This is a genomic window from Pseudomonas sp. RHF3.3-3 (assembly GCF_048069595.1).
Taxonomy (GTDB): domain Bacteria; phylum Pseudomonadota; class Gammaproteobacteria; order Pseudomonadales; family Pseudomonadaceae; genus Aquipseudomonas; species Aquipseudomonas fuscovaginae_B.
The window spans coordinates 6772771-6790529 of sequence record NZ_CP182250.1 but is presented as its reverse complement, the minus strand read 5'-3'; the positions used below and the strand labels follow the sequence as shown (position 1 = coordinate 6790529).

The 17759-nt window shown below is 64.3% G+C and carries 17 protein-coding genes; 5 read left to right on the top strand and 12 right to left on the bottom strand.

What is annotated here, in order from left to right:
• Positions 1-220 precede the first annotated feature (220 nt).
• From ACMGT0_RS29965 to ACMGT0_RS29955, 3 genes are all read right to left on the bottom strand, one after another.
• On the bottom strand, positions 221-1402 hold the full coding sequence (locus ACMGT0_RS29965; protein ID WP_416770875.1) for an MFS transporter: 1182 nt from the start codon (positions 1400-1402) through the stop codon (positions 221-223).
• Positions 1402-2493, bottom strand: coding sequence for a SagB family peptide dehydrogenase (locus ACMGT0_RS29960; protein ID WP_054058393.1), 1092 nt, complete (start codon positions 2491-2493; stop codon positions 1402-1404). Before ACMGT0_RS29960 ends, ACMGT0_RS29965 begins: the two co-directional genes overlap by 1 nt.
• Positions 2494-2875: 382 nt before the next feature.
• Positions 2876-4072, bottom strand: a complete 1197-nt coding sequence (locus tag ACMGT0_RS29955) for a class I SAM-dependent rRNA methyltransferase (RefSeq protein ID WP_054058394.1) — start codon at positions 4070-4072, stop codon at positions 2876-2878.
• A gap of 198 nt (positions 4073-4270) precedes the next feature.
• On the opposite strand from ACMGT0_RS29955, the gene ACMGT0_RS29950 reads away from it, so the two are divergent.
• The 3 genes from ACMGT0_RS29950 (at position 4271) to ACMGT0_RS29940 (ending at position 6333) form a co-directional block, all read left to right on the top strand.
• A complete protein-coding gene (locus tag ACMGT0_RS29950; protein ID WP_192842705.1) occupies positions 4271-5083 on the top strand; it encodes an HDOD domain-containing protein in 813 nt (270 codons plus the stop codon).
• Between the two features lie 34 nt (positions 5084-5117).
• Positions 5118-5930 carry a bifunctional DNA-formamidopyrimidine glycosylase/DNA-(apurinic or apyrimidinic site) lyase gene (gene mutM, locus ACMGT0_RS29945; RefSeq protein WP_054058396.1) on the top strand — a complete coding sequence of 271 codons (813 nt, stop codon included), beginning with the start codon at positions 5118-5120 and terminating at the stop codon, positions 5928-5930.
• A 64-nt stretch (positions 5931-5994) separates the two neighbouring features.
• Entirely contained in the window at positions 5995-6333 is a 339-nt protein-coding gene (locus ACMGT0_RS29940; RefSeq protein ID WP_054058397.1) for a hypothetical protein, read from the top strand.
• Between the two features lie 171 nt (positions 6334-6504).
• Here ACMGT0_RS29940 and ACMGT0_RS29935 read toward each other — a convergent pair whose 3' ends face one another.
• The 5 genes from ACMGT0_RS29935 to ACMGT0_RS29915 form a co-directional block, all read right to left on the bottom strand.
• Positions 6505-6756: a YfhL family 4Fe-4S dicluster ferredoxin gene (locus ACMGT0_RS29935; protein WP_054058398.1), complete on the bottom strand. Its 252-nt coding sequence runs from the start codon at positions 6754-6756 to the stop codon at positions 6505-6507.
• A 148-nt stretch (positions 6757-6904) separates the two neighbouring features.
• Positions 6905-7384 (bottom strand): pantetheine-phosphate adenylyltransferase, encoded by a 480-nt coding sequence (coaD, locus tag ACMGT0_RS29930; RefSeq protein ID WP_054058399.1) that lies wholly within the window; start codon positions 7382-7384, stop codon positions 6905-6907.
• Positions 7385-7495: 111 nt separating this feature from the next.
• The gene (locus tag ACMGT0_RS29925) at positions 7496-9091 is read right to left on the bottom strand and encodes a GMC family oxidoreductase N-terminal domain-containing protein (protein WP_416770872.1); all 1596 of its coding nucleotides are present in this window, start codon (positions 9089-9091) and stop codon (positions 7496-7498) included.
• Between the two features lie 58 nt (positions 9092-9149).
• The gene (locus tag ACMGT0_RS29920; protein WP_054058401.1) at positions 9150-9695 is read right to left on the bottom strand and encodes a twin-arginine translocation pathway signal protein; all 546 of its coding nucleotides are present in this window, start codon (positions 9693-9695) and stop codon (positions 9150-9152) included.
• 21 nt (positions 9696-9716) lie between these two features.
• A complete protein-coding gene (locus ACMGT0_RS29915; protein WP_416770870.1) occupies positions 9717-11147 on the bottom strand; it encodes a coniferyl aldehyde dehydrogenase in 1431 nt (476 codons plus the stop codon).
• Between the two features lie 152 nt (positions 11148-11299).
• Here ACMGT0_RS29915 and ACMGT0_RS29910 point away from each other — a divergent pair, with 152 nt between their 5' ends.
• Both ACMGT0_RS29910 and ACMGT0_RS29905 read left to right on the top strand, forming a co-directional pair.
• Positions 11300-11968 carry a TetR/AcrR family transcriptional regulator gene (locus ACMGT0_RS29910; RefSeq protein ID WP_054058403.1) on the top strand — a complete coding sequence of 223 codons (669 nt, stop codon included), beginning with the start codon at positions 11300-11302 and terminating at the stop codon, positions 11966-11968.
• Positions 11969-12006: 38 nt separating this feature from the next.
• Positions 12007-12861: a sulfurtransferase gene (locus ACMGT0_RS29905; protein WP_416770868.1), complete on the top strand. Its 855-nt coding sequence runs from the start codon at positions 12007-12009 to the stop codon at positions 12859-12861.
• A gap of 170 nt (positions 12862-13031) precedes the next feature.
• On the opposite strand, the gene ACMGT0_RS29900 is transcribed toward ACMGT0_RS29905, so the two are convergent.
• Genes ACMGT0_RS29900 through ACMGT0_RS29885 form a run of 4 tightly spaced genes read right to left on the bottom strand, consistent with a single transcriptional unit; the run spans position 13032 to position 17517 of the window.
• Positions 13032-14012, bottom strand: a complete 981-nt coding sequence (locus ACMGT0_RS29900) for a hydrolase (protein ID WP_416770866.1) — start codon at positions 14010-14012, stop codon at positions 13032-13034.
• A 54-nt stretch (positions 14013-14066) separates the two neighbouring features.
• On the bottom strand, positions 14067-14684 hold the full coding sequence (rsmD, locus tag ACMGT0_RS29895) for a 16S rRNA (guanine(966)-N(2))-methyltransferase RsmD (RefSeq protein WP_054058406.1): 618 nt from the start codon (positions 14682-14684) through the stop codon (positions 14067-14069).
• Entirely contained in the window at positions 14684-16168 is a 1485-nt protein-coding gene (locus tag ACMGT0_RS29890; RefSeq protein ID WP_054058407.1) for a M16 family metallopeptidase, read from the bottom strand. Before ACMGT0_RS29890 ends, rsmD begins: the two co-directional genes overlap by 1 nt.
• Positions 16165-17517, bottom strand: coding sequence for a M16 family metallopeptidase (locus ACMGT0_RS29885; RefSeq protein ID WP_054058408.1), 1353 nt, complete (start codon positions 17515-17517; stop codon positions 16165-16167). The genes ACMGT0_RS29890 and ACMGT0_RS29885 overlap by 4 nt, the downstream gene beginning before the upstream one ends.
• Between the last annotated feature and the right edge of the window lie 242 nt (positions 17518-17759).

Below are 17759 nucleotides of genomic sequence, written 5' to 3'. Positions count from 1 at the left end.
CTCCGGGCGGCTAATCAGGTAACAAGTGGGGAGTGAGCTTCTATTGACCCTCGGGAACACCTGGAAAATGGCCGTGTGTCCGAAAGCTGCCGACAACGGCACGGGATCGCCGTGCGTCTCAGCCTGAGCTCATAAACCCGCCGGGGGATGACTGGCGATGAATAGGACGATTCTACACCGCTGGCGGCTGGAAGGAATGGGGTGGACGCGACGGCGGCGTTCAGCGCCCGAGCCTGGCGCTGCTCAGCAGGCCGAGCAGGCTGCAGATGACGAAGCCCATGCCGAGGGTCGGCAGCAGCAGGACGTCGCTCCTGGCCAGCAATGCGCTGCTGGCGGCGGCTGCCAGAAACATGAGGGTGTTGCCCGCCGACGCCGCGGTGCCGGCGTTCGCCGGGAACAGCAGCATCGCTGCGGAGATCGCCGTCGGGCGGGTGATGCTGACCGCCGCGGCGCTCAGGCACATCGGCAGCAGCAGGCTGGCGGTGGAGACCAGCCCCAGTTGCAGGGTCAGCAGCAGTGTCAGGCCGGCGGCACCCAGCAGGAGCAGGCCGATGTCGATCTGCGAACGCACGCCCAGGCGCTTCTGCAACCGGGTGGCCAGCACGCCACCCAGCAGGTAGGCAGCACCATAGATCAGCAGCACGATGGCGTATTGGTATTCGGAGAGGCGCAAGCCGTCCATGAAGATCAGCGGCGAGACGCTGGTCAGGGCGAAGTAGGGGCAGAACACCAGCGCCGCGATCTGCCAGTAACGACGGAAGTCGCCATGGCCGAGGATCTTGCGCATCGACTGGCGCGGCGCCGGACCTTGCGTGGTCCCGGTTGCGGAGCGCCGAGGCAGCGCCCGCAAGGCCAGCAGGAAGAGGCCGGCAGCGACCAGGGTAAAGGCATGGAAGCTGCTCCTCCAGCCGAAGCTGTCCAGCAGCCAGGAGCCGAGCAGGGGTGAGAGGGCGACGAACAGGCCGCTGAAGCTCATGTAGAAAATGCGAACAGGGATGCGTTCCTGCGGCTCGAACAGGTCTTCGACCAGCGCCAGGCCGAGGACGAAGAAGCCGCAACCCAGTGCCTGGACGCTGCGAAAGAACAGGAAGGCGACGAAGTCCGTGGTCAGGGTGCAGCCGATGGCACCGATGCAGGAGAGGGTGAGGCAGGCCAGCAGCACCTGCTTGCGTCCGAACCGATCGGAAAGTGGCCCCATCACCAACTGCGAGACGACAAAGACCAGGGTGAACAGGCTGACCGTCAGGGCGATGTCGGCGGTCGAGGTGGCGAATTGCTCCGCCAGGGCTGGAAACGCCGGCAACAGAACATTGAGCGGGAAAAAGCTGATCAGTGATATGCCGGTGACCAGCAGCAGTTGGGGGCGGCTCGATTGCCGGATGCTTGTGTCGGTCGACGCCATCATTGGCTTCCCGATGGGGTCTTGAGCAGTTCCTGAAGTTCGTCGCAGATCGATTCGCCATGGCTGTAGCCGGCACCGACGAACAGCAGTGGCTGTTCGCTCAGGTCCTCCAGGCGCAGTGCCTGCTCGATCTTCTGTTCGCACAGGGCGGCGGTTACCCAGGTCTTCAGGCCCAGGGCGGTGGCGGTAAGCTGGAAGGTTTGCGATATATGCCCGGCTTCCAGCAGGGCGACGCGATAACCCTGGGAATGCGGATACTTCCACCACATCTTGTCGAATCGGCAAGTAATGAATATGCCGAACGGCAAGTTTTCGATAAAGTGCTGGCCTTGCACTAAAGTGGCCAATGGCACGCCGAGGCCTCTTATAAGCGTCAGTGCATGTTTGTCCGGGTGGTAATAATAAAAACCCGGCCCGATATCGTCGACATTACGGATATAAAGATAACCTTCGCTGCAATTGAGGCCGCCGCCCGATGGGCTGCTGCGACGTGCACGAAAGTCTTCCGGTATGCAAGGGTCAGTATCCAGTTCGCGTTCCCTCAGATAACCCAGGGAAAGATAAAGAACCGTGCTGAGGTGTTCGAGGGAAATACGCCAGTCGAAAAACTTGCGGCAGGTCTTGCGTTGCAGGAGCACGCTGGTGAAGTCGACGCTGTTGCTCTCGCCATGACCCGGCAATGGCGGCGGAAGGTGGAGCATGTCCTGGTGCAGTGCGATGGCATGGCGATGGGGCGGCGGTTGCTGGCGTCGCATGACCTCCCGGCAGTGCGCGAGGTAGTCTTGCGCCCATTCCACGCTGTTGTCCGGGTTGTTCGCCTGCGGCAGGTCGCGGGTGCCGACATGGAAGATTCTCGACAGGTCGTCCCAGCCCCAGTGGTCGTTGGGAAAGGGGTTTGCGCTGATGATGCCGGTGCTCACGAAGGTCGAATCGACTGGATGGTGCGGATCGAAGCGGGAGGGCTTCTCGACCAGTTCGGTCAGCCGGTCGGCATGGTGTTTATCCATCGAGTACTGTTCATGGGACTTGTAGTTCCAGATGACAAGTGCAGGTGGCTTTATCAGGATGAACAGGTCGGGATTGATATGCATGAGTCTGTGCCCGCTTTTCGGTTTTCAGGCTGGATCGAAGATGGGGGAATCGACCCAGCCTGTCTCGGGTTTATTTCGACGTTCCGAGCATCGCGTGATGGCCTGCGGATACTTTATATTCAAGTTTTATCTTTTCCATGCTTGTGCCTCCTTTCTGTTTATATCGCCTCGATAGTGGGCGATTAATCAGATAATAGGCTCATGAAGAAAGTTGGCAATGAGCAGTTGTGTAGGTTATGTCCGAGTTATATGTCGGTCATATCCAGTTAATTGCGGTGGGCGAGCACTTTCGGGAGGGCGAGTGCCGCAGGAGTTTCAACTGGGGCGGAAAGTGGTCGGCGAGGCGCCACCCGCCCTGGATACAGGGCGGGGCGCCAGCCACTCAGCTGTTGGGCAGCAGGCGGCAGGTGATGCTCTTGATGTAGCGGGTTTCCGGGATCGCCGGATGCACCGGGTGGTCCGGGCCCTGGCCGCCGCGTTCCAGCAGCTGGATATTGCGGTCCAGGTGGCGGGCGCTGGTCAGCAGGATGTTCTGCAGGTCGTCTTCCGGCAGGTGCATCGAGCATGAGGCGCTGACCAGGATGCCGTCCTTGCTCAGCAGGCGCATGGCCTGTTCGTTCAGGCGACGGTAGGCGCCCTCACCGTTCTTCAGGTCCTTCTTGCGCTTGATGAACGCTGGCGGGTCGGCCACGATCACGTCGAAACGCTCTTCGGCGGACTTCAGCTCCTTGAGGGCTTCGAATACGTCGCCTTCGATGCAGGTCAGCTTCTCGGCGAAACCGTTCAGTGCGGCGTTGCGCTCGACGCCGTCGAGAGCGAAGCCCGAGGCGTCGACGCAGAACACTTCGCTGGCGCCGAAGGCCGCGGCCTGCACGCCCCAGCCACCGATGTAGCTGAACAGGTCGAGCACCCGCTTGCCCTTGACGTACGGTGCCAGGCGCGCGCGGTTCATGCGGTGGTCGTAGAACCAGCCGGTTTTCTGGCCTTCCATCACCGGCGCCTCGAACTTCACGCCGTTCTCTTCCAGGGCAACCCACTCCGGCACCAGGCCGAACACGGTCTCGACATAGCGCTCGAGGCCCTCGGCATCACGCGCCGCCGAGTCGTTCTTGAACAGGATGCCGCTGGGCTTGAGTACCTGGACCAGCGCGGCGATCACGTCGGCCTTGTGCTGTTCCATGGTCGCCGAGGCGAGCTGGACCACCAGGATATCGCCGAAACGGTCGACCACCAGGCCCGGCAGCAGGTCGGAATCGCCGTACACCAGGCGATAGAACGGCTTGTCGAACAGCCGTTCGCGCAGCGACAGGGCGACGTTGAGGCGGTGCACCAGCAGCGACTTGTCCAGTGGCAGGCGGGCATCGCGCGACAGCAGGCGGGCGCAGATCAGGTTGTTCGGGCTCATGGCGACGATACCGAGGGCCTTGCCGCCGGCGGCCTCGAGAATGGCCTGGTCACCGGCCTTGAAGCCGTGCAGCGGGGTTGCGGCCACGTCGATTTCGTTGCTGTAGACCCACAGGTGGCCGGCGCGCAGGCGGCGGTCGGCATTGGCTTTGAGGCGCAGGCTGGGCAGGGACATGACGTCGCTCCGGGAAAAAAGAGCGGAATTATAACGGGAGTTGGCGTTCACCGGTTCGTCAAGTTTCATGTGATTGAGTTCACATATCACCCATCCTGAACCACTTTTCCGCTAGAATCGGCGACTCGCCCGGAGTGTGTACCAATGTCCCAAGAACTTTCAGCCGAACAGATCCAGCAGGCCTTGCAAGGCATCAGCGTGCCGCCTCAACCGCAGATCATGGTGGATCTGCAGATGGAGCAGTACATGCCTGATCCGGACCTGGATGTGATCGCCCGGCTGATCAGTCAGGACCCCGGGCTCTCCGGTGCGCTGCTCAAGATCGTCAATTCGCCCTACTACGGGCTGACCAACAAGATCGCCTCGATCCAGCGGGCGGTGACGCTGCTGGGCAGCCGTTCGATCATCAACCTGATCAACGCGCAGTCGATCAAGGGCGAGATGGCCGATGAAACCATCGTGACCCTCAACCGCTTCTGGGACACCGCCCAGGACGTGGCGATGACCAGCCTGACGCTGGCCAAGCGCACCGGCTCCCAGGCCATCGACGAGGCCTATGCCCTGGGGCTGTTTCACGATTGCGGGATCCCGCTGATGCTCAAGCGCTTCCCCGACTACATGACGGTGCTGGAGCGGGCCTACGCCGATGCCGGTCCCGAGAAGCGGGTGGTGGACACCGAGAACGACGCGTTCAACACCAACCATGCGGTGGTCGGCTACTACACGGCCAAGTCCTGGCGCCTGCCGGAGCATGTGACCAACGCCATCGCCAACCACCACAACGCGTTGGCGATCTTCAGCGACGAATCGACCCGCAACAGCCAGTTGAAGAACCTGCTGGCGATCCTGAAAATGGCCGAGCATATCTGTGAGTCCCACCGGGTACTGGGCAACCAGACCGAGGACCGCGAATGGAATGCCATCGGCCACCTGGTGCTCGACTACGTCGGCCTGTCCGACTACGACTTCGAGACACTCAGGGAAAACATCCGCGAACTGGGTGCGCACTGATCGGGCGCACGCCATTTCCTGAACGGGAATCTCCATGCCTGAACTACCCGAAGTCGAAACCACCCGGCGCGGTATCGCGCCTCATCTGGAAGGGCAGCGGGTCAGTCGCGTGATCGTCCGCGACCGGCGCCTGCGCTGGCCGATCCCGGAAGACCTGGATGTGCGGCTGTCCGGGCAGCGGATCGTCCAGGTCGAGCGGCGGGCCAAGTACCTGCTGATCAATGCCGAGGTCGGCACGCTGATCAGCCACCTGGGAATGTCGGGCAACCTGCGCCTGGTCGAGGTCGGCCTGCCGGCGGCCAGGCATGAGCATGTGGATATCGAGCTGGAGTCGGGCCTGGCCCTGCGTTATACCGACCCGCGCCGTTTCGGGGCCATGCTCTGGAGTCTCGACCCGCTCAAGCACGAATTGCTGGCGCGGCTGGGGCCGGAACCGCTGACCGACCTGTTCGACGGCGAGCGGCTGTTCCAGCTGTCCCGTGGGCGCTCGATGGCGGTCAAGCCGTTCATCATGGACAACGCGGTGGTGGTCGGCGTGGGTAACATCTATGCGACCGAAGCGCTGTTCGCCGCCGGGATCGACCCGCGGCGCGAGGCCGGCGGTATTTCCCGGGCGCGCTACCTGAAGCTGGCGACCGAGATCAAGCGGGTGCTGGCCCATGCCATTGAGCGTGGCGGCACCACCTTGCGCGACTTCATCGGCGGTGACGGCCAGCCCGGCTATTTCCAGCAGGAGCTGTTCGTCTATGGTCGTGGCGCCGAGCAGTGCAAGGTCTGCGGCAGCGGCTTGCGCGAGATTCGCCTGGGGCAGCGTGCCAGCGTGTATTGCCCGCGTTGTCAGAGCTGACCCGAGTTGCCGGCAGGCGCTATAGTGAGTCTTTGCCCCCATTGCTTAGCCCAAGGATAGCGCCATGACACCGTTTCGTACCCTGGCCTTGTTGCTGGCCCTGACCTTTGGCCTGCAGTCACTGCCGGCCCTGGCCGAAGACGGGACCAGCGGCGACCCGACCTACAAGATCCAGAATCCGCCGGCCTACGCGATGATCGGTGACCTGCTGGTTGCCCGGCCGCTGCTGGTGGGCGCGACCCTGGTCGGCACGGCGGTGTTCGTGGTTTCGCTGCCTTTTACCGTGTTTGGCGGGGTCGACGGTGTGGGCAAGGCCGGCAAGGCGCTGGTGGTCGACCCGGGCAAGGCGGCCTTCGCCCGGTGCCTGGGTTGCACGGCGGAAGGTTTCGACGGCGATCAGTGATCTGCGGGGGGCTTCGCGGCGACCTGTTCGCGGAAAAGTCCAGCTCCCACAGCGTCAGCGTCGTTCGCAGGACTCATGCACGGCGCGAGCACTTATGGGGGCCGGATTTATTCGCGAAGAGGCCCGCACAGCTTGCCTACCACCATGGAATCCTCCACGGGGCGCGGGATATCAGGCCTTGCCCGTAATCTTGCGATACTTGGCCATCAGCTCTTCCTGGGTTTCCGGATGAGCTTCGTCCAGCGGGATGCAATCCACCGGGCAGACCTGCTGGCACTGGGGCTCGTCGTAGTGGCCGACACACTGGGTGCACAGGTTCGGGTCGATCACGTAGATCTCTTCGCCCTGGGAAATGGCGGCGTTCGGACACTCGGGTTCGCAGACGTCGCAGTTGATGCAATCGTCGGTAATGATCAGGGACATGGGCACTCCGGCCCGGGCGGCAGGCCCGGGCAACGTGAAAACTGGATGTGCCAATTGTGCCGCATTGACGCGCGCAGTGCACGCGGGTACGTCAGGGCTGGCGTCAGCTGCGCCGTCCGTGGCAGCTCCCGGGAGCTGCCAGGCGGGGTTACTTCCTGAAGCGCAGGGTCAGGGCGTCGGCCACCGCGGGGTGGACAAACTTGCTGATATCTCCGCCCAATGCGGCGATTTCGCGAACCAGCGTCGAGGAAATGAACGAGTAGCGCTCGGACGGCGTGAGGAACAGACTCTCCACCTCCGGTGCCAGTTGACGGTTCATGTTCGCCAGCTGGAATTCGTACTCGAAGTCCGACACGGCACGCAGGCCCCGCAGGAACACGTTGGCGTTCTGCTCCTTGGCAAACTGCGCCAGCAGCGTGGAAAAACCCATCACTTCGACATTGGGCAGGTGCTTGGTGACCTCGCGGGCCAACTCCACACGCTGTTCCAGCGGGAAAAGCGGGTTTTTCTTCGGGCTGGCGGCCACGGCAATGATCACGTGGTCGAACAGGCGCGCGGCGCGTTCGACCAGATCGCCATGGCCCTTGGTAATCGGGTCGAAGGTACCTGGGTACAACACTCGGTTCATCGCGTCGTCCTGGTGGGAGTCCGTTGGGGAATCGGATGGTATCGCAGCCTTTCCTGTCGGCCAAGTCAGGACGCATGGAAGAAAGCCGTATGGACGTCGTGAACACTCCTCTTATGCGGTTTTCAGGCGCTCTGCCAGGGCCGACGCCAACTGGGCGGTCAGCCCGTAGACGGAAAGCTGCGGGTTGGCGCCGATGCTGGTGGGGAACAGCGAGCCGTCATGGATCGACAGGTTGCGCAGTTGATGGTGGCGGCCGAGGCTGTCGGCGACCGCAGTTTTCGGGTCTTCGCCCATGGCGCAGCCGCCCATCACGTGGGCGCTGCCCAGCCGGGTGCGGTAGGTTTCCAGGCGCAGACCATCGATCAGGGTTTTGGCCTGGTCGAGGGAGTTCACGTAGTTGGCATCGGCATGCAGCGGCAACACCGACTTGGCGCCGGCGGCGAACTGGATCTCGGCCATGCTGTGGAACGCCCGGCGCAGGCCGTCCCAGGCGTAGGGCGACACCTGGTAGTCGAGCACCGGGCTGCCATCGCCGCGCAGTTCCACCTCACCGCCCGGGCTGTCGGGGTGAAAACCGTCGCGCAGCAGGGCCAGCATCACGTGGGTGTGCGGCAACTGTTCCATGCGCAGGGCACTCTGCGGGCCGAAGCCGCCGAGCAGGGTGCTGGCCAGTGCCGGTTGCAGCGGTGGCACTTCCAGTTTGTAGGACATGTGCCCGGTGGTGCCGTCCAGCCATTGGAAATGGTCGGAATAGATGGATTGCGGGGCGCCGTAATAGGGGTTGATCACCTCGGAAAACTGCCCGGCGGAGAAATTCACCAGGTGCAGGAAGGTCCGTTTGCCCAGGCGATCGTGCGGGTCGGGCGCCTTGGAACGCAGCAGCAGCCCGGGGCTGTTGATACCGCCGCCAGCCAGCACGTAGTGGCGGGCCTTGACGGTGATCTTGCGGCCATTGGGGGCGACGCAGCGCGGGTCCATCCCTGAGCATTGCAGGCTGCTGACCTTGTCGCCCTCGATCAGCAGCCGTTCGGCGCGTGCCAGGTAGAGCAGTTCGCCGCCTTTTTCCAGGGTGGCGGGGATCGTGGTGACCATCATCGACTGCTTGGCGTTGGTCGGGCAGCCCATGCCGCAGTAGCCCAGGTTCCAACAGCCGCGCACGTTGCGCGGGATGACCTTCCAGCTGTAGTTGAGCTTTTCGCAGCCGTTGCGCAGTACGTCGTTGTTGGCATTGGGTGGCATCACCCAGGGCGCGACGCCGAGCCGCTGCTCCATTTTCTCGAACCACGGCGCCATCTCGGCGACGCTGTGGCCCTTGACGTTGTGTTCCCTGGCCCAGTGTTCGAGGGTCGGCTCGGGCGTGCGGAAGCTGGAGGTCCAGTTGATCAGCGTGGTACCGCCGACCGCGCGGCCCTGGAGAATGGTGATGGCGCCATCCTTGCTCATGCGGCCGATCCCTTCCTGGTAGAGGCTGGTGTAGGCCTCGTCTTCGAGCATCTTGAAGTCGTCACTGGTCTTCAGCGGCCCTTCCTCGATCAGCAAGACCTTATAGCCGGCGGTACTGAGGATTTCGGCGGTGGTTCCGCCGCCGGCACCGCTGCCGATGATCGCGACATCGGCCTCCAGGGTCAGGTCCTGTTGCAGTTGCGAGCCGTTGTAGGTTTTCCAGCCGCGGGCCAGGCCTTCGCGGAACAGATCGGGTACCGGCATGTGACGCCTCTTTTATTGTTGTTTTGACAGGTGTGCCTGGTTGAGGGCGGCGGCGAAGCTAGACCTTGGGCGGCCCCGGATAGCCACAGTGGGCCCAGGCCTCGGGGCGGTTGTACCAGGCCATCATCACCAGTTGCAGCAGCGAGGCGTGGCCCATGCGCAGCAGGCTCAGCAGGCTGTTTTCCCAGCGTTCGAGAAAGGCCTGGATCTGCTCGGTACTGGCATTTTCCCAACTACCCCAGATGCCCGTCAGTGGGCCGCGGGTAATGCCCATGCCGAGCACGTCGAACAACTGACGGGTGAGCTTGAGCATCTCCGGCGAGAGGTGGGCGAGGCTCTTGTCGAGGCTGGCCAGGGTCTGGTCGACGGCGGCGGGCATCTTGTCGGGGCTCACCGCCCCCTGCAGCATCACCGGGATCAGCGCCCGCAGAAACGGCAGGTCAGCCGCCTGCAGGACGACGAAGCCGTTGGCCGGCCCGGCCGCCGAACAGCCGGTCAGGCTGGCGGCCAGTCCGGCAGTGGTGAGGAAGGCACTGGCGCACAGGCCGAGTTTCAGCAGGCCGCGCCGTGACAGCTCGGGGGATTCGGACAGGCTTGAAGTCATTATTGTTATACCTGGGCAAGGTCAGCGAACGAACAGCTTCTGGATCAGTTTCTGGATCGATTTTCCATAGGGCGGGTAAATCAGTCGTGCGGCGTTGAAGCGCTGCTTGGTCAATACGCCCTTGGCCTTGCTGAAGGTCAGGAAGCCTTCATGTCCATGGTAATGGCCCATCCCCGAGGGGCCGATGCCGCCGAACGGCAGGTCTTCCTGGGGAACGTGCAAAAGGGTGTCGTTGAGGCAGACCCCGCCGGAATGGGTTTCGTGGAGCACCCGCTGCTGCTCGCGCCTGTTGTAGCCGAAGTAGTAGAGCGCCAGTGGGCGGGGGCGCTGATTGATGTAGGCGAAAGCCTCATCGAGGCCCTTATAGGGAACGATCGGCAGCAGCGGGCCGAAAATCTCGTCCTGCATGACGGTCATTTCGTCACTGACATTCAGCAGCAGGCTGTGGCCCATGCGGCGTTGCTGGCCCTGGTCGAACAGCGGAATCAGCAGCGCCCCCTTGCTGGTGGCGTCGCTGATGTAGCCGTTGAGCCGTGCCAGCTGTCGTTCGTTGATGATGCTGGTGTAGTCCGGGTTGTCCGCCAGGGTCGGATAGAAGCCGCGTACCGCCTGGCGATAGGCTTCGACGAAGGCGCCGACCCGTTCCTCCGGCACCAGCACGTAGTCCGGGGCCACGCAGGTCTGGCCGGCGTTCAGGGTCTTGCCGAAGGCGATGCGCTCGGCGGCGTCCTTGAGTGGTACGTCGCCGGAGACGATCGCTGGCGACTTGCCGCCCAACTCCAGGGTCACCGGCGTCAGGTGCTCGGCGGCGGCGCGCATCACGTGCTTGCCGATGCTGGTGGCGCCGGTGAACAGCAGGTGATCGAACGGCAGCTTGGAAAAGGCCATGCCGATGTCCACGTCACCGAGTACCACGCACACCAGATCTTCCGGGAATACCCGGCCCAACAGCTCCTTGAGCAGCAGGCCGGTGGCCGGGGTCGATTCGCTGAGCTTGAGCATCACCCGATTGCCCGCGGCCAGGGCGCCGACCAGCGGGCCGATGGCCAGAAACAGCGGGTAGTTCCAAGGCACGATCACGCCCACCACGCCCAGCGGCTGGTAGACCACCTTGGCCGAGGCCGGCTGGAAGGCCAGGCCGACCTGGCGCCGGGCCGGCTTCATCCAGCGCTTGAGGTGCTTGCGGGCGTAATGGATGCCGTGGAGGCTGGGCATCAGTTCGGCCAGCAGGGTCTCGTCGGCGCTGCGGTTGCCGAAGTCGGCGTTGATGGCTTCGATAATTGCCCGTCGTTCGTCGCTGAGTAGATGGCGCAGGCTCTCCAGCCACTGCCGACGTTGCTCGGCCGGTGGCATCGGATGCGCGGCATAGGCCCGGCGCTGGGCCTGGAACAGGCGCTGGAGCTCGCTCTGTTGCTGCTGTGATTCCTGCAGGTAGGCGATTTCGGCAGACATGGCGCACTCCAGAGAATGTGTTTTTATTTTTAAACAAATGTTTAGAGCTAAAGCTCGAAAATGTCAACAGCCGTGGGCGCCACGAACCGTTTATCCCTCGCGTGATAGGCCGTAAGATGCGAAACACCGCACTCTTGAAGTAAAGCTGAGTCATGGCCCGACGAATAAAAACCAGTGAGCGCATCGTTCAGAACAGCCTCGACCTGTTCAACCAGCAGGGCGAGCGCAGCGTCAGCACCAATCACATCGCGGCGCACATGGAGATTTCGCCGGGCAACCTCTACTACCACTTCCCCAACAAGCAGGCGATCATCGCCGTGCTGTTCGCCGAATACGAAGAACTGGTGGACAGTTTCCTGCGCCCGCCCCAGGGCCGCGCCGCGACCATCGAGGACAAGCGCTTCTATCTCAAGGCGCTGCTGGCGGCGATGTGGCGCTATCGTTTCCTGCATCGCGACCTTGAACACCTGCTCGAAAGCGATGCCGAACTGGCGGCGCGTTATCGGCGGTTCTCCCAGCGCTGCCTGATCCAGGGGCAGTTGATCTACAAGGGGTTCGTCGATGCCGGGATTCTCGCGATGGACGCGGTGCAGATCGAGTCGCTGACCCTCAACGCCTGGATCGTTCTGACCTCCTGGGTGCGCTTTCTCAGCACCACCCGGGAAAGCGCCAACCACCTGAGCGAGGAGTCGATCAAGCGTGGGGTGTACCAGGTGCTGGTGCTCGAGTCGGGCTTCGTCACGCCCCAGGCCCGGGAGGCGGTCGACAGGTTGCTGAATGAATTCTATGTCCCCCTGGCCAAGGCTCTGGAAGAGGCCTAGGGCGGCGGGTTGTTTTATCCCTTTACGAGGAATGAGTCATGCCCCTTGCGCAATTGATCAGCCCGCAGCAACTGGCCGAGCGCCAGGCCCGGCCCGGGTTGGTGATCCTGGATTGCCGTTTTGCCCTGGAAGACCCCGACTATGGCCAGCGCAGCTATGCCGAGGGGCATATCGAGGGCGCGCACTTCGCCGATCTGGAGCGCGATCTCAGCGGCCCGGTGACCCGGGGCGTGACCGGGCGTCACCCGCTGCCCGAGCCGGCGGCGCTGGTGGAACGTCTGCAGGCCTGGGGGATCAGCGCCGACAGCGAAATCGCGCTGTATGACGATGGCCCCGGCATGTACGCGGCCCGGGCCTGGTGGTTGCTGGCGTGGCTGGGCAAGCGCGATGGCGTGTTCCTGCTCGATGGCGGCCTGAATGCCTGGCACGCGGCCGGGTTGCCGTTGAGTCTGAATCCACCGCCGAGTGGCCGTGGCACTTTCAGCGGCAGTGCGGACCCTTCATTGCTGATCACTGCCGAACAGCTGCAACAGCGCCTCGGCCAGCCATCCATGACGCTGCTCGATGCCCGCGCGTTGCCGCGTTTTCGGGGCGAGGTGGAGCCTATCGATCCGGTCGCCGGGCATATCCCGGGGGCGCAGTGCGCGGCGTTCAACGACAACCTCGGTGCCGACGGACGGTTCCTGCCGGCCGATCAGCTCAAGCAGCGTTTTGCCGCCCAGTTGGGTGATCGCCCGGTGCAGGAGCTGGTGGCCTATTGCGGCTCCGGGGTGACGGCGTGCCACAACCTGTTTGCGCTGAGCCTGGCGGGTTATCCGCTGGCAACCTTGTATCCGGGCTCGTGGAGCGAGTGGATCACCGATCCGCAGCGGGCGATCGCTATCGGCGATTGAGTGGCTGGTCTGTTCGCGGGCAAGCCCTGCTCCTACAGGCTGAGCGTCGTTCGCCAGTCCTGCGCACCACACCGCCCTCGTGTAGGAGCAGGGCTTGCCCGCGAATGGGGCCATAAGTCATGCCCCGTATCGTGAAACGGCCTGCACCAGGCATCGGTCGGTGACAGGGCTCAGCGGCCGGCCAGCCACTGCGGAATCCGTCGCTCCAGGTAGTAGCCGGGCTTGCCCAGGCTGCCGTCGACGAAGCCGACATGACCGCCCTTGTCCTGCAACTCGAACTCGGTATCCGCCGCCAGCTCGGCCGGCTCCGGCAGGCTGTGGCGGAACACGAAGGGGTCGTCCGCCGCCTGGATGATCAGGGTCGGCGTGCGGATCGCGCCGAGAAAGTACCGGCTCGATGCCCGGCGGTAATAATCCTGGGCATCCCGGTAGCCATGCAACGGCGCGGTCACCCGGCCGTCGAAATCCCAGAAGGTGCGCATGCCCGTCAGCGGGCCGAGATCGCTGAGGGTCGCCAGGCCTTCGAGTCTGCCGTCATGCTGGAACTGGCGCTGCTTGTCCTTGATGTAGGCGAGCATCTCGCGCATGAAATGCGCCTGGTAGACCTTGGAAAAACCCTGGCCGATGCGGTCTGCGCACTGATCCAGGCGAAACGGCACCGAGACCGCGACGCCAGCCTGCAAGCCGCTGTCGCCGGCACTTTCCCCCAGATGCTTGAGCAGCACGTTGCCGCCCAGCGAATACCCTACGGCGTAGAGTGCCGCCAGGGGCCGCTTGCGCCGAAGGTGGGCGATGGTCGCGGCGAGGTCCTCGCTGGCCCCGGAATGATAGCTGCGGGCCAACAGGTTCGGCTCGCCGGAGCAGCCCCGCCAGTTCAGCGCGACGCTGGCCCAGCCGCGATTGGCCAGGGCCTGTTGCATGCCGACGATATAGGGCGAATTCGAGGATCCGGTGAGCCCGTGCAGGAGCAGTACCAGGGGTGTCGAGGCCGCGTGGGGGCCGAACCAGTCGAGGTCGAGAAAGTCGCCGTCGTCCAGCCAGAGCCGTTCGCGCTGGCGGTCGAGTACGGTCTTCTTGCGCCAGAGCGGACCCCAGAGGGTCTGCAGATGGGGGTTGCCCAGGCCGGGAGCGGGGCTGAAACGGTTGGACATGGGGGGCGGTCTGTCTCGTCGTGGGTGCGCCAGGCGGCGCACCCGGTCGATCGGTCAGCCGGCGGCCGGGGCGCTGCGTTGCCATAGCGCATAGTACACCTGCCCGGACTTCTGCTCGCGGTGCAGGCGCCAGTTGCCTGGCAGGCCGAGGGTCGAGGGTGCGCTTTCGCTTTCGGTGTAGACCCAGGCATCGTCGGCCAGCCACTGGCGTTCTTCCAGCAGCGCGCAGACACCCGGCAGCAGGTTCTGGTTGAACGGCGGGTCGAGGAACACCAGGTCGAACGCGCTGGCCGGCTGGGTCTCCAGGTAGCGCAGGGCATCGGCGGTCTGCACCTGGCCGACGGTGCAGCGCAGGGTGCCCAGGTGCTCGCGCAGGCTGGACACGGCGACATGGCTGGCATCCAGCGCCTGGCCCATGGCCGCGCCACGGGACAGCGCCTCGAGGAACAGCGCGCCGCTGCCGGCGAACGGGTCGAGTACCCTGGCACCGGCGACGTAGGGTGCCAGCCAGTTGAACAGCGTTTCGCGCACCCTGTCCGGGGTTGGGCGCAGCCCCTGGACATCGGGGAAGGTCAGGCGGCGGCTGCGCCATTCGCCGCCGATGATGCGCAGTTTGTTCACGCCGTTGTGCGACGGTGCGGGTTTCTTGCTGGGACGCGATGGGCTGGCCATTAGTGCTCCGGAACCCCGAGCGGCTGCTCGGCGGGTTTGTCTGTCGGCGGCGGCAACGGCTTTTGCGGTACCGTCGGGCCTGCGGTGACGACGATCATCTTGTCGACGCTCAGGTGTTTGTCCATGGCGGCCTTGACCTGTTCGACGGTCAGCGCCTGGGTCTGCTGCATGAAGTCTTCAAGATAGTTCAGCGGCAGGTTGTAGAAGCCCATGGCACCCAACTGGCCGACGATATCGCTGTTGCTGGCGGTGGACAGCGGAAAGCTGCCGGCCATCTCGCGCTTGGCGTCGTCGAGTTCCTTCTGGGTCGGGCCGGACTTGAGGTACTCGGCCAGCACGTCTTCGACCAGTTTCTGCGTGCCTTCGCTCATTTCGGCGCGGGTCTGCAGGTTGATCATGAACGGGCCGCGCGCCTGCATCGGGCTGAAGCCGGAGTAGATACCGTAGGTCAGGCCGCGTTTTTCCCGCACCTCGCTCATCAGCCGGGTACCGAAACCGCCACCGCCGAGGATCTGGTTGCCCAGGGACAGCGCGGCATAGTCGGGATCGGCCCGGTCGATGCCCATCTGGGCCAGCAGGATGGTGGTCTGCTTGGACGGGAACTCGATATGCCCGCTGCTCGGTTGCGGGTCCTTGGCCAGGGCGATTTTCGGCAGTGCCGGCCCTTTTGGCAGGGCGGCCGAGACCTGGGCGGTCAGGGCTTCGGCTTCGCTGCGCGAGAGGTCGCCGACCAGCGCGATCACCACGTTGCCGGCGGCGTAGGCCTTGGTGTGGAAGGCGCGCAGTTGGGCGACGGTGATTGGCGGGATGCTCTTGGCCGTGCCTTCGCTGGGGTGACCGTAGGGGTGATCGCCGTACAGGCGCTGGGACAGGTCCAGGCTCGCCAGCTTGCCGGGGTTCTGCTTCTGGAACTCGAAGCCGGCCAGCAGCTGGTTCTTGATCCGGGCCAGGGAATCGGCCGGGAAGGTCGGCTTGCCGACCACCTGGGCGAACAGCTTCAGGGCCGGCTCGCGTTTGTCGGCGGCACTGAGGCTGCGCAGCGAGGCGATCGCCATGTCCTTGTAGGAACCGTTGCCGAAATCCGCGCCAAGGCCTTCGAAGCCCTGGGCGATGGCGCCGACGTCCTTGCCGGCCACGCCTTCGTTGAGCATGGCGTTGGTCAGGGTGGCCAGGCCCGGGGTCTTGCCGTCCTGGCTGCTGCCGGCGGCGAAGGTCAGGCGCAGGTCGAACATCGGCAGTTCATGGGCCTCGACGAACAGCACCCGGGCGCCTTCGGCGGTGTTCCAGGTCTGTACGTTCAGGCTGCGCCGGGCCGGCGCCTTGTCGTCCAGTTCGGCCAGCGATTGCAGCTTGTGGCTCGACTTGGCCTCTTCCAGGGCCTGGCCGGCCTGGGCACTTGCCAGACCCAGCAGGGGCAGGCCGAAACTGCCGGCGGCGACGATCAGGGCCAGGCCGGGCAGGGTGAAGCGCGAACCCTTGCTCATGGGCGGGTCTCCTCGGGCAGTACATGGGCGACGCTGAGACGTTCGCGGGTGAAGTAGGTGCGGGCGGCCTTCTGGATGTCCTCCGGGGTCACGCTCTGCAGGTCGGCCAGTTCGCTGTCCATCAGCTTCCAGGACAGGCCGACGGTTTCCAGCTGGCCGATGGCGGTGGCCTGGCTGGTGATCGAGTCACGCTCGTAGACCAGCCCGGCGATGACCTGGGCACGCACGCGTTCAAGCTCCTCGGCGGTCGGCGGCTTGGTCTTGAGCTGGTCCAGCAGGCGCCACAGACCGGCCTCGGCGTTGGCCAGGGTTTTCTTCTTCTGTACGTTCGGCATCGCCGACAAGGTGAACAGGCTGTCGCCACGGGTGTAGGCGTTGTAGCTGGCCGAACCGCCGGAGATCAGTTCCTCGCCACGCTCCAGTTGTGAGGAAAGGCGGGCGCTGTAGCCACCATCGAGCAGCGCGGCGATCAGGCGCAGGGCATTGACCGAACGCGGGTCCTGGGCGGTGGCGATGCTCGGCACGTTGAACCCGAGCATCAGGCTCGGCAACTGGGTCTTCACGTGCAGGGTGATCTGCCGTTCGCCGGGTTCGTCCAGCTCGCGCGGAATCTTCGCCGGTGGCGTGTCGCGCCGGGGGATTGCGCCGAAGTAGCGCTGCGCCAGGTTCTTCACCTCGTCCGGGGTGACATCGCCGACCACCACCAGGGTGGCGTTGTTCGGCACGTACCAGGACTGGTACCAGTGGCGCAGTTCCTCGACCTTCATGCGGTCCAGGTCGGCCATCCAGCCGATGGTCGGCGTGTGGTAGCCGCTGGCCGGGTAGGCCATCGCCTTGAAGCGCTCGAAGGCCTTGCCCATCGGCTTGTCCTCGGTACGCAGGCGGCGCTCTTCCTTGATCACCTCGATCTCGCGGCTGAACTCGTCTGCCGGCAGGCGCAGGCTGGCCATGCGGTCGGCTTCCAGTTCGAAGGCCACGCCCAGGCGGTCGCGGGCCAGGACCTGGTAGTAGGCGGTGTAGTCGTCGCTGGTGAAGGCGTTTTCCTCGGCGCCCAGGTCGCGCAGGATCAGCGAGGCCTCGCCGGGGCCGACCTTCTCGCTGCCCTTGAACATCATGTGTTCCAGGGCATGGGAGAGGCCGGTCTGGCCCGGGGTTTCATAGCTCGAACCGACCTTGTACCAGACCTGTGAAACCACCACGGGGGCGCGGTGGTCTTCGCGGACCACGACCTTCAGGCCGTTGTCGAGGGTGAATTCGTGGGTCGGTTGCGGGTCGGCGGCGAAGGCCGCGAGCGGCAGACAAAGCGTGCTGAGCAACAGGCCGGCGGCGCGGCGGGCTAGAGCATTCATTCGTTCTTAAACCTGTAGGACTGCCCGCTTGGTTTAGCGTCGGCGGGCGAGGAGGTGCTAGGATACTGATCCGTTTTACTGGCGGCCACGTCTATCCGGTCCCTGTGCTGCGCGCCAGGCCCGGAAAGGCTGTATGGGTCACCGGCCGAAACCTGCGCTCTGCCACTGCAGATCGTGGTGTTTTCGCCGATTTTGCCGTTCCAGATCTTCGTTTGGCGTCTGACTTCAGAGAAGTTTGATCT